This is a genomic window from Pseudodesulfovibrio sp. lm2024 (assembly GCF_051175575.1).
Classification (GTDB): domain Bacteria; phylum Desulfobacterota; class Desulfovibrionia; order Desulfovibrionales; family Desulfovibrionaceae; genus Pseudodesulfovibrio; species Pseudodesulfovibrio caledoniensis.
Window position 1 is genome coordinate 1,650,383 of sequence record NZ_CP195092.1, and the last position, 14,842, is coordinate 1,665,224.

A 14,842-nucleotide genomic window follows, 5' to 3' on the forward strand; every position below is an offset into this window, starting at 1 on the left:
ATAAAAAGTACAGCATTTTAACGCATTGTGGTTATTTTACCTGTTGGTGCAATTGCCGCCTCCTCTGGCATGTTTTCTGCTAAAAACGAACTGATTGATTAATCAATCTGGACGTGCTAGCCCCTCCCCGGAATTCGGGCGCAGGCCGGCCCGAAGTGGAAAAGAAACAGCTATTCGAGTGAGGATTGACCAGTTGCGAAACAGATACTTTATCATTTCGGCAGTCGTTGCGCTTCTCTTTGTGGGAGCCGTGATCGGCTATGCCATCCCGGAGGAAAAGCAGGAAGTCCCGGCCCGGATCATCCTGGACAATACCGGGGGTCGTGTCGTGTTTTCACACCGCACCCACGCGGATGACTACGGGTCCGACTGCACAGACTGCCACCATGACGGCCTGGAGAGCGGTAAATACCTGCCGTGCGGAGCCTGTCACCCGGCGGAGTTCGACGAAACGTTCCGCCGCGAACACCCCAAGGCGTTTCCGGACAAGGAAGCCTGTCTGCGTTGTCACGACGAGGTGCCCACCGGGCCGCTCTCCGAAGACGAACGGCCGGACATCGAATCCATCCCGACCCGTGGCGAGGCCTTCCATTCCCTGTGCATGAACTGCCATGAAGAAAACGGCGGTCCATACGGGGAAGACGCCTGCTACCAGTGCCACGCGAGGTAACCCATGCTTAAGATACACTATTCCCTGGACCAGAAGCCGGCCGACGCCATCCGCGACCTGGAGCCGCCCAAGGTCCTGAACATCTCGGTGCGCAATCTCGTCCTGAAGACCAAGAAGGGCAGCGTGCTGTCCAAGGGCGACCTGGTCGCCGAACATCCGTCTCCCGGGGGCGGGTCCTGCCATGCGGCCCTGGGCGGCAAGGTCAAGGCCGTCAACTACCACAGCCTGACCGTGGAATGCTCCGGCGGCGCGGAAACCGTGGCCCCGGTGGACGTGGCGTCCATGGGCAGGGGCTCGGAGCTCATCCGCACCTTGCAGGAACTGGGCGTGGACGTGTCCCCGCTGACGGGAAGCGCCGAGGTCCTGGTGGTCAACGGCCTGAACCCGGAGCCGGGCGTATCCGTGGCCCAGCAGCTCCTGCATGACGGCGGCGAGGAATTGCGCGCCGGATTGGACATGGCCCGCAAACTGCTTTCGCCCAGCCGCGCCATCCTGGCCGTCCCCAAGGGAGAAGACGTCTCCATCCCGGGAGCTGAAACCGTGGGCATCCGGGCCAAGTATCCGTATTCCCTGGACGCCCTGGTGGTCCGTACCGTGACCGGGAAGGAGTTTCCCGAACATACCCGGGTGATCAACGTCATGGATCTGTTTGATCTGGGAAAGGTGGTCCTGACCGGACTGCCTGTCACCGAGACCTTCATGACCATCGACGGCCACAACTACCGGGTGCCCGTGGGCACGCCCGTACGTCATATCCTGGAGACCCTCGATCTGAAGGCCGGGCCCGGCGACACCATCGTCCTGGGCGGGCCGTTCAGGGGCGAATCCATCTACAGCCTCGATCAGGGGGTGAAGAAGGAGGACTACGGCATGTTCATCACCTCCTCCGACGCCATCCCCGAGGTGCAGGACGCCGCGTGCATGAATTGCGGCGAATGCGTTCTGCAGTGCCCGGCCCGGGTCCTGCCCCATCTCATCAGCCGCTACGCCGAATACGAGCGGTTCGAGGAAGCCGAGCGGTACGGCCTGAACAGCTGCTTCGAGTGCGGCCTGTGCGCCTTCAATTGTTTCGCCAGGCGACCGCTGCTCCAGTACATCCGCTTCGCCAAGGCGCAGATCCGCGCCAAGGGGCAGGGAACCCAGGCCTAGGCCGGGTTCCGATCAAGATAGATCGACAACACAAGAGAGATACAAGATATGAATCCTCCCATTCTCAAGGCGATGTCCGACATCTCGCTTCGCCTGACGGTCTCGCCGCCGCCTCACTGGCGCAGCGGGCGGACCATTCAGGGCATGATGCAGGCCCATCTGCTGGCCCTGGCTCCGGCCGCGGTCATGGCGGTGGTCATGTACGGCTACCGCGCCTTCGCGGTCATGGGCATGGCCGGAACCGCCGCCGTGCTCACCGAGGCCGCCTGCCTCCTGCTCCAGAAGCGGGACGTGGACGTGGACAACTATTCGGCCCTGTATGCGGGCGTGCTCTTCGCCTTCCTGCTTCCGGCCACCGCCCCGTGGTGGCTGGCGGTCATCGGCGGCGCGCTGACCATCGCCCTGGGCCGGACCGTGTTCGGCGGCTTCGGCTGCAACCCGGTCTGCGCCCCGCTGGTGGCCTGGGCCGTCTGCCGGTTCTCCTGGCCCGCAGCCATGGACATCGACCTGAACCTGGCGGCCTACATGGCCAACAGCCCGGTGGATCAGCTCATGCACTTCGGCGTGTCCAGCCTCGGCCAGTTCGACTACATGGACCTGTTCATGGGCCAGCAGCTCGGCGGTCTGGGCTCTTCCCAGATCGTGGCTCTGACCGCGGGCGGCCTCTTCCTGCTGGCCACCCGCTGGATCCGCCTGTTCATTCCGGTGGGGTTTCTTGTCGGCGTGGCCGGTACGGCCGCCGTCTATTGGGTCATTGATCCCACGGCCTACGCCGATCCCATGTTCCACCTGCTGGCCGGAAGCACCGTTTTCGGGGCGTTCTTCCTGGCCCCGGACACCGCGTCCAGCCCGGTGGGCAAGATCCCCCAGACCGTCTTCGGCCTCATCGCCGGGGCCATGGTCGTGATCATCCGCACCTACGGGGTGTATCCCGACGGCGTGCCGTTCGCCATCATGGTGGCGAACCTGCTCAGCCCGTTGCTGGAGCGCCTCCGTCCCAAGTACTTCGGAGTCAGATAGCCATGCGTGAAATCATCAATATGATCGTGGTCCTGTCGCTCATCTGCGCGGCATCAGGCACCTTACTGGTCAACCTGAAGCGGGCCACCAAGGATAAGATCGAACAGCAGGTTCTCGTCAACGTTCAGGGCCCGGCCCTCCTGTCCGTGCTCAAGGGGTGCGACAACGACCCCATCGCCGAGCGCAAGGTCGTGGACGGCGTGACGGTGTTCCCGGCCAGGCGCGCGGGCAAGCTCGTGGGCGTGGCCTTCGAGACCGCCGCCGCCGGATATTCGGGCGATGTCGGCGTCATGGTCGGCTTCGACCTCGACGCGGACCGGCTCATCGGCATCGGCATCACCACCCAGACCGAGACCCCCGGCGTGGGCACCCGGATCATGAAGCCCGCCTTCCTCAAGCAGTTCAAGGGGCACAAGGTCGATACCCTGGCCCTGAGCTCCAAGGGCGGCGACATCGACGCCGTGGCCGGGGCGACCTATTCGTCCTCCGGCGCGGTGGACGCGGTGCGCAAGGCCTTAACCGTCTACAAGGACATCAAGCCGCAAATCGCCGACCTCTGGCCGGCGTCTTAGGGAGCAATATATGAGTTCCATCAAGAAGGAATTCCTCAAGGGATTGTGGGACGAGCTGCCGCCGTTCCGCGTGGTGCTGGGCCTGTGTCCCACCCTGGCCGTGACCTCCACGGCCGAGAACGGGCTGGGCATGGGCGTGGCCGTGCTGTTCGTCCTGACCCTGTCCAACGCGATCATCTCGGCCCTGCGCAAGGTCATCCCCGGCAAAGTGCGTATCGCCAGCTTCATCGTCATCGCGGCCTCCCTGGTCGTGGCCGTGGAACTGCTCATGCAGGCCTACACCTATTCGTTGTACCAGAAGCTCGGCATCTTCGTACCGCTGATCGTGGTCAACTGCATCATCCTGGGCCGCGCCGAAGCGTTCGCCTCCAAGAACGCGGTCCTGCCGTCCATCGCAGACGGCCTGGGCATGGGGCTCGGCTTTACCCTGTCCCTGACGTTCCTGGGCGCGCTGCGCGAGGGACTGGGCAGCGGCACCGTCTTCGGTGTCCCGGTGGTCTGGGAGAGCTTCCAGCCCGCCCACTTCATGGTCATGGCGCCCGGTGCGTTCGTCTGCCTGGGCGTGATCCTGGCGGGCATGAACGCCTTCAACCGGTATCAGAGCCGCAGAAAGGGTGAACCGGTCACTGAGCCGCAGAACGCGGCCTGCGCCTCCTGCGCCGGCTGCAACCTGTGCATCACGGGCAAGAAGGAAGGGTAGTCATGGAATACTTCATGCTGTTCGTTTCGGCGATCTTCATCAACAACATCGTTCTGGTCCAGTACCTGGGTGCCTGCCCGTTCATGGGCACGTCCAAATCCACGGACGTGGCCATCGGCATGGGCGGCGCGGTCATCTTCGTCATGCTCATGGCCACGGCCTTCACCTGGCCCCTGCAGCATTATGTGCTGACGCCGTACGGCATCGGCTATCTTCAGACCATCGTCTTCATCCTGGTCATCGCCTCACTGGTCCAGTTCGTGGAACTGTTCCTGAAGAAGGTCATTCCGCCCCTGCACGCCTCGCTGGGGCTGTTTCTGCCGCTGATCACGACCAACTGCGCCGTCATGGGCGTGGCCATCATGGTCCAGCGCAGCAACTATTCGTTCCTGAAGGCCATGGCTTTTTCCCTTGCCTCGGGCATCGGCTTCCTCATCGCCCTGGTGATCATCTCGTCCATCCGCGAGCGGCTGGACGTCTCCCCGGTGCCCTCGGTTTTCCGGGGCATCCCGGTGGCGCTCGTTACGGCGGGCATTATGTCTCTGGTCTTCCTGGCTTTCCAGGGCATGGCCGCTTAACCGAAATAAGTTCAAGGACGCAAATATGGTAACCTCATCCATACTGGTTCTGTTTCTTCTGGGGTTGACGGCGGCGTCCGTCCTGGCGGTTGCCGCCCGTATACTCCACGTCGAGGAAGACCCCCGCGTGGTCAGCGTCGAAGCGTGTCTGCCCGGCGCCAACTGCGGCGGCTGCGGATACCCCGGCTGCTCGGCCGCGGCCGCGGCCGTGGTCAGCGGCGACGCACCCCCTGAACTCTGCGTGGCGGCCAACATGGAGACCGCCACGCGCATCGCCGCGATCATGGGAGCCGAAGCGCAGTTCAAGGAGCCCAAGGTGGCCACGAACATCTGCAGCGGCGGCTCCCGGGCCAACCTCCTGTTCGATTACAAGGGCGTGGAGGACTGCCGCGCCGAAGCCTTGCTCTACGGCGGCGAAAAGTCCTGCGGCATCGGCTGTATCGGGCTCGGCACCTGCGTCAAGGTCTGCGGGTTCAACGCCATCCGCCTGAGCGACGCCGGTCTGCCTGTGGTCGACTGGAACGCCTGCCGGTCCTGCGGCAAGTGCGCCGAAGCGTGTCCCACCGGGGCCATCCGCATCTCCAGCGTGGCCAGCGTGCTCCTGCACCTCAACCAGACCGACGACTGCCTGGCCCCGTGCATGCAGAAGTGCCCGGCCCAGATCAACGTGCGCCGCTACATCCAGCAGCTCAAGCAGGGCGATATGCGCGGCGCGCTGATCACCATCAAGGAGCACAATCCGCTTCCTCTGGCCGTGGGCCGGGTCTGTCCCGCGCCGTGCGAAAACATCTGCCGCCGCAAGATAGTGGACGAGGGCGTGGCCATCCATACCCTGCACCGCTTCGTGGCCGACTGGGAGATGCAGAACGGAGCCCGCGTGAACCTGCACTGCAATCCGCCCAGCGGACACAAGGTGGCGATCATCGGCGGCGGTCCGGCCGGGCTGTCCTGCGCCTACTTCCTGCGGCGCGTGGGGCACGAGCCGGTCATCTTCGAGAAGCGCGAGCACATCGGCGGCATGATGCGCGGTGTCATCCCCGAGTACCGCCTGCCCAAGAAGGTGGTGGACTGGGAAGTCCAGACCATCCTCAATCTCGGCGTGGAGACCCGCACCGGAGTGGCCTTCGGCAGCGATGTGACCCTGGCCGATCTCGAGAAGGAGGGATTCGAGGCGGTGTTCATCGCCACGGGCGCATGGAAGGTGCCGCCGCTGGGCATCGACAATGACGACGCCGAAGGGGTGCTGGACTCGGTCTCGTTCCTGCACGGCGTGGGCCGGCAATACACCGACCTGCGCGGCAAGACCGTGGTCGTCGTGGGCGGCAGCAACACGGCCATGGACGTGGTCCGTTCCGCCGCCCGCCTGGGTGCCGAGGTCGTCGCCCTGGTGCCGTGCATTCAGCGCAAGATGAGCGCCAACAAGGAAGAGGTCCAGCGCGCCGTAGAGATCGGCGGGGACCTTCGATACATGACCGCGCCTCTGGCCATCGAGGTGGAGAACGGCGCGGTCAGCGGCGTGACCTATTGCGATCTGGCCTATGATAACCCGGAGAAGCCTGTGGGCGAGCCCAAGCCCGTGTCCGGGACCAAGGCGTTCGTCCGGGCCGACCTCGTCATCGCGGCCACGGACCGCCTGGTGGACGACGGCCCGCTGCAGGACGCCGAAGGCAAGCCGATGTTCAAGAAGGACAAGAAGACCGGCGGGATCAGCGCCAACCCGACCACGTTGCAAACCGACATCCCCAACGTGTTCGTGGGCGGAGAGGTTCATACCGGGCGCAGCATCCTGATTCAGGCGGTGGCCGACGGCCGCCGGGCCGCCCGGGCCATCCACTTCCACGTGACCGAGGGGACCGTTCCGGAACCGGACAACCAGCAGGTCCAGGTCATCCCGGAATCGATCCTCAAGGACATGCGCGTGACCTATTCCATCCCCAGGGTGCAGGAGCCCCTGATCAGCATGGATGAGCGCAGGCACACCTTCAAGGAGGAAGTGGCCGGTTCCATCGCCTATGAAACGGCTCGCAAAGAGGCGAGCCGCTGCCTGCGTTGCGGGCTGACCTGCTACGACGCCGACGCCGGGGCCGAATACACCCTGGACGATGACGTCACGGTCATCAACGCACCGGGCAGGGAGTAAGCCCGGAACCTCGAACGATCTCCCGACAGGCTCGGATGCGCCAAAAACCTTCGAGGATAGCGCCCCCTGTCGCCCGAAGGACAGGCGCATGAAGCCGCAGCCCCGGACACCGCAAGGTGGCCGGGGCTGCATTGTTTGTATGGGAGAGAGGGGGGAGGCCTAACGTTCGAGGTAGGTGTATCCCCGCAGGCCGTTCTTGTAGGCCTGGAGGATCTCGCGGCGCTGGGTCGGGGTGATCAACCCCTTGCGCACGCTCTGCTCGGCGGTCTCGCGGAAGCGGGTGAGCAACGCCTTGGTGTCGTACTCCACATAGGAGAGGACGTCCTCCACGGTGTCGCCTTCCAGCTCGCCCACGAATTCGTACTTGCCGTCCTCCAGGATGCGGATGGTGACCACGTTGGTGTCGCCGAACAGGTTGTGCAGGTCGCCCAGGGTCTCCTGGTACGCGCCAACCAGGAAGGCCCCGAGGCAGTATTCCTCCGAGCTCTTGAGGGCGTGCAGGCGCATGGTCCGGTTCATGCCCGGCCCGTCGATGAAACGGTCTATCTTGCCGTCGCAGTCGCAGGTGATGTCGGCCAGGGAGCCCTCGCGGGTGGGCTCCTCGTCCAGCCGGTGCACGGGCATGACCGGGAAGAGCTGGTCGATGGCCCAGGCGTCGGGCAGGGACTGGAACACGCTGAAGTTGCAGTAGTAGATGTCCGACAGGGTGCGGGCGAGCCCCTCCAGCTCCAGGGGCAGGACGGGCAGGTCGCGGGCCAGGACCGCAATGCCGCGCACGGTCTGCCAGAAGACGTTCTCGCCCAGGGCGCGCTCGCGGAAGGAGATGGTTCCCTGGTTGAAGGCCTGGCGGGCCTCGTCCCGGTAGTAGAGGGCGTCGTTGAAGCTCTCCTGGACGTTGTCCGCGCTCAGGGCGAGCATGGTCGCGTGCAGGTTCCGAATGTGGACGCTGGTGTCCTCGGGGAGTGTTTCCGGGAGCGGTTCGGGTTCGAACCGGGCGGCGTCGAGCACGTTGAAGAGCAGCATGGAATAGAAGGCCACCAGGGCCCGGCCGGATTCGGTGATGATGGTCGGGTGGGGCACGGACTGCTCGTCGAGCACGGTCATGACCCCCTCGATGATGTCAGCGCAGTACTCGTAGACCGAGTAGTTGCGGCTGCTGGCCAGGCTGGTCCGAGTGCCGTCGTAGTCCACGGCCAGGCCGCCGCCGAGGTCCAGATAGCGCATGCCCGCGCCTTCGGCCGCGAGCCCCGCGTAGATGCGGCTGGCCTCGGCCACGCCCGAGCGGATCTCCCGGATGTTCGAGATCTGCGAGCCCAGGTGGTAGTGGAGCAGTTGCAGGCTGTCGAGCATCCCGGCCTCCTTGAGGCGGTCGATGACCTCGATGATCTGGGCCGCGTTGAGCCCGAAGACGGAGCGGTCCCCGCCGGACTCGGCCCACTGGCCCGTGGCCTGGGAGGCGAGTTTGGCGCGCACGCCGAGGATGGGCTCCACGCCTAGGGCCTTCGAGCGCTCGATGATCAGCGGCAGTTCGCCCGGCATCTCGATGACCAGCACGCACTTGAAGCCGAGCTGCACGGCGTGCAGGGCCAGGTCCACGAATTCCTCGTCCTTGTACCCGTTGCACACGAGCACGGCCCCGGGGTCGCTGTGCATGCCCATGGCCGCGATGAGTTCGGCCTTGCTCCCGGCCTCCAGCCCATGGTGGTACTTGCGGCCGTGACGGGTCACGGCCTCGACCACCTGTTGCTGCTGGTTGACCTTGATGGGATACGCGCCGAGGTAGGCGCCGCCGTAGTTCAGGCTCTTCATGGCCTGGATGAAACTGTCGTTGAGCAGGGATATCTGCGTGTCGAGCAGGTTCTCAATGCGCAAAAGCACCGGCAGGTCGAGGCCGCGCGCCTGGATTCCGGCGATGATGTCGGGGATGGACACCGCCCCGGAAAAGTCGTCGGGTGTGGCGGTTACCTGGAGGTCGCCGTTCTCGGAGACGCCGAAGAAACCCGCGCCCCATTCCCGGACGCGGTAGAGTTCCGCGGACCGTTCAGCGGTCCAGCCTTCGTGTGTATGGGTCACTCATATATCCTCCCTCAAAATATGGCACCGGGAAATCCGGCATGTTCCGGCGGCATGTAGGGGCGGGGTCCCCGAATGTCAACACGAATATGGGCCCGGCACCCCATTGAGACAAAAAAACGCTGTCAGCCGCCGCGAACTCATTCTCGGGAAACCTTCGATCCGACCGGCTTTGGCCTCTCTCGGAAGGTGTTCAGGACTTAGCTTGCTCTGTTCGCCGTCAGTTCATCGGCGAGCTCGGCGGCCTGGGCCTGTGCGGCGGAGACGTCCGCGTCAGGCCCCATGAGTCCTGTCGCGCGGATCACCTTGGTGTTGAAACCGTAGAGATCGCAGAAGGACCGGTACCGCTCCGCGACGTCTTCATGCCTCTCCTCGACATCGCCCTGGGTGAGGATGAGAATGGCGGTTTTCCCTTTCGGGATGCGCGAAGCATAGGGAGATTCGCTCTCATAATTCACTGCAACGTGGGACCATGTCCGGTCGAAGAACAGCTTGAACTGGCCGGAAACGTCCCCGTAGTAAACCGGCGTGGACAACACGACTGCATCGGCGGTCCGCATGGCGTCCAGCGCCGGGGTCAGGTCGTCCTTGAGAACGCAACGATCCTTCCTGGAATGACACTTCTCGCATCCCTGGCACCCTCTGTACGCCAGTTCGTTCAGACGGAACGAATCCACCTCGCCCCCGTTCTTTTCGATCACGTCGGTGAACGCCCGGGCGATACGGCTGCTGGTTCCTTTTCTTCTCGGGCTTCCCAGTATGTTGAGAACTTTCATGATTGCTCCTTGCTTTCTTGATTTGCATAGCCTAGGTCGATTGACCTAAACTGTGATTTAGGTCGTATGACCTAATCTGTCAACCACAAATCCGGAGACCCGTTTCAATGTGCCTGTTGTCGGAACTTGACAGCACTAGGTCGAGCGACCAAATTGGTTTGCATCAACATTGTCCGCAAGGGAGCCGCATGTGTCCGAAAACCTGAACCCCAAGATTCCGCTGATCATCGACTGTACTCTGGATATCCTTCGGGATTGCGGAGAGCAGGGATTGTCCATGCGAAAAGTCGCTGCGAAAGCCGGTATGTCGCTGGGGAATCTGCAATATTATTTCAAGAGCAAAGACGAGTTGTTCGCGGGGGTGATCCGCGAGTACTTCGGGCGATGCAGCGGCCATTTCAACGCGGCGCTTGCGGAGCGACGCCCGGAGGGCAGGCTGGAGACGATCCGCTTTCTTGTGGAGTACGGCATGGACTATGCCGACAGCGAGATCGCGAAGGTCTTCCGGGAGCTCTGGGGGATAGCGGCCAGAAACAGGAGCGTCGAGAATCATCTCCATGAATATTACAGGGCGTATGCGGATGCACTTGTCGAAATGCTCGTTCCCTACGCGAAAACTCCGGTCGTCGCCTCCACGGTCGCCAGCTTCCTCATTCCCTTTTACGAAGGGTACGGCATGATCTCCTCGCCGCTCCCTTCCGGCAGGCGGGAGATGGCGGGGGTTCTCGTACGGATGGTCGAAGCGTTGTTGGAAGGGGATTTCGCCGGGGAATGACGGTGGCGAAAGGGCGCGCCTCTCGGATGTCCCCGCCGTCATTCGGCGCTTTCGTAATTGCGCGGCGTCAGGAGGCTGTGACCGGTCGTGGGCGATAAAAGAAAAGGCACTTACGAAAATCTTCGTAAGTGCCTAATTTTTCTGGTCGGGATGAGAGGATTTGAACCTCCGATCTCTGCGTCCCGAACGCAGCGCTCTACCAGACTGAGCCACATCCCGTTGCACGTGAGAAGGGGTGTTTAGCGTACGGCTGAGCAAAAGGCAAGACAAAATTTCAATGAAAGTTCAAGGTTGTGGACAAAGGGGCTAAAGCCTCTTAAAATGGGAAATTGCAAGACAAAATAATATCCCGCCGCCGCGCGGCCGGTTATTGTCTCGCGGTTGCCGCCATCGGAGCGGCTGAAAGGGTCCCTGAAGCGGTGGGGGACGGAATATGGGGCTTTTTTTGAAGGAGTTGGCTACGTGATCAAAGTTCTCGTCGTTGATGATTCCGCGTTCATGCGCAAGGCCATCAGCACGATGCTCGACAAGGACCCCGGTATCACCGTGGTGGGGGTGGCGCGCAACGGCCGGGTCGGCCTGGAGATGGTGCGCAAGCTCGACCCCGATGTCGTGACCATGGACATCGAGATGCCCGAGATGGACGGTCTGACCGCACTCAGGCACATCATGATGGAATGCCCCAGGCCGGTGCTCATGGTCAGCTCCCTGACCACCGAGGGCGCGGAATCCACCCTGAAGGCCATGGAGCTCGGCGCCGTGGACTTCATTCCCAAGCAGCTTTCCAAGGTGTCGCTGGACATCATCAAGATAGAGCGGGACCTCATCGACAAGGTCAAGACCGTGGCCGCGCGCAAGATGCGCCATGTGGCCGCCCGTGCAGCCGCGCCGCGCCAGGTCCGGCGGCCTGCGATCGCGACCCGGGCGGGCGGACGGCCCGTCCGCGACGTGGTGGCCATCGGCGTGTCCACCGGCGGCCCGCCCGTGGTCCAGAAGATATTGTCCTCGCTGCCCGCCGATTTCCCGGCCGGCATCCTCATCGCCCAGCACATGCCCGCGGCCTTCACCGGCCCGTTCGCGGCCCGGCTGGACAGCGTCAGCCAGATCAAGGTCAAGGAGGCCGAGAACGGCGACGTGCTGCGGCCCGGCCACGCCTTTGTGGCGCCCGGCGGCAGGCACATCATTCTCGACCAGAAGGTCAGCCACATCAACGTGGTGGTCACGGACGAGCCTGCGGACGCCCTTTACAAACCCTCGGCCAACGTGCTTATCAGCTCGGTGGCCAGAGCGGTCGGCCGTCGTGGACTCGGGGTCATCCTGACCGGCATGGGCAACGACGGCTGCGAGGGAATCCGCGACCTCAAGGGGAAAGGGGGCCGGGCCCTGGCGCAGAGCGACTCCACCTGCGTGGTCTACGGCATGCCCAAGGCCGTGGTGGAACGGGACCTGGTGGACGAAATCGTGGATCTCGACGACATGGCCGAGTCCATCATGGCGAATTTATACAAATAAGAACGACCCGCGAATTGGAAGGGGGAGGTCTGACAACATGGCGGATTGTAACGAATATCTGGCCCTGCTGAGCAGCGACAACAAGGAAATCGTTCGGGAGAGCGCTTTCAGGGCCGGGGAAGAAAATTGTGTCGAGGCGGTTCCAAAACTGGCGGAACTGCTCAAGACAAACCACCTGGGCATCCAGGAGGCGGTGGACAGCTCCCTGCGCAAGATCGGGGGGCGGGAGACCGTCGAGGCGGTCATTCCGCTGCTGCGGTCCGACGAGGCCCCGGTGCGCAACCTGGCCATGGACATCCTGCGCGAGGTGGGCAACCAGGACATGCCGTCGCTCATCGACCTGACCCTGGACGAGGACCCGGATATCCGAATTTTCGTGGCCGACATCCTCGGCTCCACCGGGAATCTCCTGGCGGTCCAGCCCCTGTGCGAGGCCCTGCTCAAGGACCCGGAGGTCAACGTCCGCTACCAGGCGGCCGTGAGCCTGGGCGAGCTGGGCATGGAGGACGCCACCCCCTGCCTGAATAAGGCCATCAACGACGAGGAGTGGGTCCAGTATTCCGTGATCGAGGCCCTGACCAAGATCGGCCACACCAGTTCGGTGAACGCCCTGGTCAAGGCCCTGGACGGGGCGTCCGACCTGGTCGCCTCCATGATCATCGACTCCCTGGGTGAAATGGGTAACGTCAAGGCCGTGACCATGCTGCTCAAGCGCATGGCCGACGCGCCCACGGCCCTGCGCAACAAGATCGTCAAGGCCATCGTCAAGATTCTCGGCGGCAAGTCCCTGACCCTGCTCAGTGACGACGAACGCGAGCGGTTCCGGCAGTACCTGCTGGTGGCCCTGCAGGACGAGGACGAGGAGATCCAGGACGCCGCCATCCAGGGGCTGGCCTTTGTCGGCGGCGAGGAGGCCTCCTCGGGCATCCTCCGCATCGCGGGCGGGCTCGACCAGGACCGCGACCAGGACCGGCTGCGGCTGATCATCGGCTTCCTGGCCCAGATCGGCCTGACCGACGCTCTCAAGGAGGGACTGCTCGGCGAGGATCAGGACGTGGCCCGAGTGTCCGTGCAGGTCCTGTCGCAGATAGTGCCCGAGGTCTGCACCATGGAGAACTGTGTCTGCCAGGTGCTCATGGAGGCGTTCTGGAAGGCCGCGCTGCCCGTGCAGCGGCAGATCGTCAGCGTGGTCGCGGCCAAGGGCGAGGAGCAATCCAAGGACTTTTTCATCCGCGTGCTGAACGAGCACGAGGACGGCACCGTGCTCAAGAGCGCGGTCTACCTGCTCGGCGAAAAGCTCAGGCTGCCCGAAGTGGTGGACCGGATTTTCCCGCTCATGGCCCACCAGTACGACGACGTCAAGGAGGCCGCGCTGGAGGCGTGCATCGCCATTGACGGCCCGGAGGTGGAGGCCCGCTTCCAGGAGATGTTCGGCAGCGAGGAGCCCATCCGGCGGCTCATGGCCACCTACGCCCTGGGCAAGCTCGGTCCCATGGAGAACCTGGACATCCTGACTCAGGCCGTGGAGGACGAGATTCCGGACATCCGCAAGGTGGCCGTGGAGGCCCTGGCCGCGTCCGGCGGCGACCAAGCCGTGTGGCGGCCCCTGGTCCTGCACCGCATGTCCGACGAGAGCAAGGACGTGCGGCTGACGGTCATTGAGATCATGGGCCAGCACTATGACGAGGAGATGATCCCGCATCTCATCGACGCCCTGAACGACGAGGATGACTGGGTCAAGATCCGGGCCATGGACGCCCTGGGCGAGCACGGCACGCCCGAGGCCGCCCCGCTGATGATCGACATGCTGAACAACCCCAACCGGTTCGTGGTCATGAAGGCCATCGAGGCGTTGGGGAACATCGGCGGCAGCGAGGCCTTCGCGGCCCTGCTGGAAGTGACCAACAGCGACGAGTACGAGTTGGTCAGCGCCGCTGAGGAAGCCATCTCCAAGATCCAGGAAATGTAGGAGCAACCGACCGGAATGTCGTCTCTTTTTTCGAAGACCATATCCCTCGGCAAGGAGCTCAAGATCACGGATCAGGAGTTCGCCAACCTGCGGGATTTCATCTATGCCGAATGCGGCATCTATATTGCTGACAACCGTAAGTATTTATTGGAAAACAGGCTCGGAAACAGGCTCAAGAAGCTCAACCTGAAGAATTTCGACGAATATTACAACCTCCTGCGGTTCGACCCGGCCCGGGGCGCGGAGATGAAGAAGCTCTACGAGGTCATCACCACCAACGAGACGAGCTTCTACCGCAACCCGCCCCAGCTCAAGGTGTTCCAGGAAGAGGTCATGCCCGACGTGCTCGAATCCTGCCGCCGCACGGACAGGAGGCTGCGCATCTGGTCGGCCGGGTGTTCCACCGGCGAGGAGCCCTACACCATCTCGATCATCATCCACGAGATGCTCAAGGCCGAACTGCCGTCCTGGGACATCCGCATTACGGCCAACGACCTGTCGGAGCGGGTCCTGGAGTCGGCCCGCCGGGGCGTGTACAACGACTATACGCTGCGGACCACCCCGGAGGAGATCGCCGCCCGCTACTTCGACCGGGACAGCGGGCAGAACAAGATCAGGCCCGAGGTCAAACGGCTGGTCAGCTACGGCCAGATCAACCTCCGCGACCGGGTGCAGCTCAAGCGGGTGGAGCGCTCGCAGATCGTTTTTTGCCGAAATGTCATCATCTACTTCGACGACGAGATGAAAAAACGCGTAATTAACGCCTTTTACGACAACCTGTTGCCGGGCGGGTATCTGATTATCGGGCATTCCGAGTCGCTGCACAACATTACGCGCGCGTTCAAGCCCATTCACTATCCTGGCGCCATCATTTATCAGAAGGAGGAGTAGGACATGTGCCGTGGCGG

13 protein-coding genes and 1 tRNA gene are annotated in these 14,842 nt (G+C 63.3%); 11 read left to right on the top strand and 3 right to left on the bottom strand.

Annotation, left to right across the window (positions count from 1 at the left end; genetic code table 11):
* The first annotated feature begins 250 nt into the window (after window positions 1–250).
* From ACR42D_RS07585 to ACR42D_RS07615, 7 genes are read left to right on the top strand one after another with little or no spacing between them, the layout of a single operon-like run.
* Window positions 251–670, top strand: coding sequence for a cytochrome c3 family protein (locus ACR42D_RS07585; RefSeq protein WP_484566225.1), 420 nt, complete (start codon window positions 251–253; stop codon window positions 668–670).
* Window positions 671–673: 3 nt separating this feature from the next.
* Window positions 674–1,819 carry a 4Fe-4S dicluster domain-containing protein gene (locus tag ACR42D_RS07590; RefSeq protein ID WP_484566226.1) on the top strand — a complete coding sequence of 382 codons (1,146 nt, stop codon included), beginning with the start codon at window positions 674–676 and terminating at the stop codon, window positions 1,817–1,819.
* A gap of 48 nt (window positions 1,820–1,867) precedes the next feature.
* The gene (locus ACR42D_RS07595; RefSeq protein ID WP_484566227.1) at window positions 1,868–2,839 is read left to right on the top strand and encodes an RnfABCDGE type electron transport complex subunit D; all 972 of its coding nucleotides are present in this window, start codon (window positions 1,868–1,870) and stop codon (window positions 2,837–2,839) included.
* 2 nt (window positions 2,840–2,841) lie between these two features.
* Window positions 2,842–3,411 (top strand): RnfABCDGE type electron transport complex subunit G, encoded by a 570-nt coding sequence (rnfG, locus tag ACR42D_RS07600; protein WP_484566228.1) that lies wholly within the window; start codon window positions 2,842–2,844, stop codon window positions 3,409–3,411.
* 10 nt (window positions 3,412–3,421) lie between these two features.
* Entirely contained in the window at window positions 3,422–4,111 is a 690-nt protein-coding gene (gene rsxE / locus ACR42D_RS07605) for an electron transport complex subunit RsxE (protein ID WP_484566229.1), read from the top strand.
* Between the two features lie 2 nt (window positions 4,112–4,113).
* Window positions 4,114–4,689, top strand: coding sequence for an electron transport complex protein RnfA (locus ACR42D_RS07610; protein ID WP_484566230.1), 576 nt, complete (start codon window positions 4,114–4,116; stop codon window positions 4,687–4,689).
* Window positions 4,690–4,714: 25 nt separating this feature from the next.
* The gene (locus ACR42D_RS07615; protein ID WP_484566231.1) at window positions 4,715–6,829 is read left to right on the top strand and encodes an FAD-dependent oxidoreductase; all 2,115 of its coding nucleotides are present in this window, start codon (window positions 4,715–4,717) and stop codon (window positions 6,827–6,829) included.
* A 159-nt stretch (window positions 6,830–6,988) separates the two neighbouring features.
* Here ACR42D_RS07615 and speA read toward each other — a convergent pair whose 3' ends face one another.
* Both speA and ACR42D_RS07625 read right to left on the bottom strand, forming a co-directional pair.
* The gene (gene speA / locus ACR42D_RS07620; RefSeq protein ID WP_484566232.1) at window positions 6,989–8,902 is read right to left on the bottom strand and encodes a biosynthetic arginine decarboxylase; all 1,914 of its coding nucleotides are present in this window, start codon (window positions 8,900–8,902) and stop codon (window positions 6,989–6,991) included.
* 200 nt (window positions 8,903–9,102) lie between these two features.
* Window positions 9,103–9,678: a flavodoxin family protein gene (locus ACR42D_RS07625; RefSeq protein WP_484566233.1), complete on the bottom strand. Its 576-nt coding sequence runs from the start codon at window positions 9,676–9,678 to the stop codon at window positions 9,103–9,105.
* A 190-nt stretch (window positions 9,679–9,868) separates the two neighbouring features.
* Between ACR42D_RS07625 and ACR42D_RS07630 the strand changes: the two genes are divergently transcribed.
* Complete coding sequence (locus ACR42D_RS07630) at window positions 9,869–10,453, top strand: TetR/AcrR family transcriptional regulator (protein ID WP_484566234.1); 585 nt, start codon at window positions 9,869–9,871, stop codon at window positions 10,451–10,453.
* Between the two features lie 142 nt (window positions 10,454–10,595).
* Here the strand turns inward: ACR42D_RS07630 and ACR42D_RS07635 are convergent.
* Window positions 10,596–10,672 (bottom strand) — tRNA-Pro (locus tag ACR42D_RS07635).
* 243 nt (window positions 10,673–10,915) lie between these two features.
* On the opposite strand from ACR42D_RS07635, the gene ACR42D_RS07640 reads away from it, so the two are divergent.
* Genes ACR42D_RS07640 through ACR42D_RS07650 form a run of 3 tightly spaced genes read left to right on the top strand, consistent with a single transcriptional unit; the run spans window position 10,916 to window position 14,825 of the window.
* Window positions 10,916–11,965: a protein-glutamate methylesterase/protein-glutamine glutaminase gene (locus tag ACR42D_RS07640; protein WP_484566235.1), complete on the top strand. Its 1,050-nt coding sequence runs from the start codon at window positions 10,916–10,918 to the stop codon at window positions 11,963–11,965.
* Window positions 11,966–12,002: 37 nt separating this feature from the next.
* A complete protein-coding gene (locus ACR42D_RS07645; RefSeq protein ID WP_484566236.1) occupies window positions 12,003–13,934 on the top strand; it encodes a HEAT repeat domain-containing protein in 1,932 nt (643 codons plus the stop codon).
* A 15-nt stretch (window positions 13,935–13,949) separates the two neighbouring features.
* Window positions 13,950–14,825, top strand: a complete 876-nt coding sequence (locus ACR42D_RS07650) for a CheR family methyltransferase (RefSeq protein ID WP_484566237.1) — start codon at window positions 13,950–13,952, stop codon at window positions 14,823–14,825.
* The last annotated feature ends 17 nt before the right edge of the window (window positions 14,826–14,842 follow it).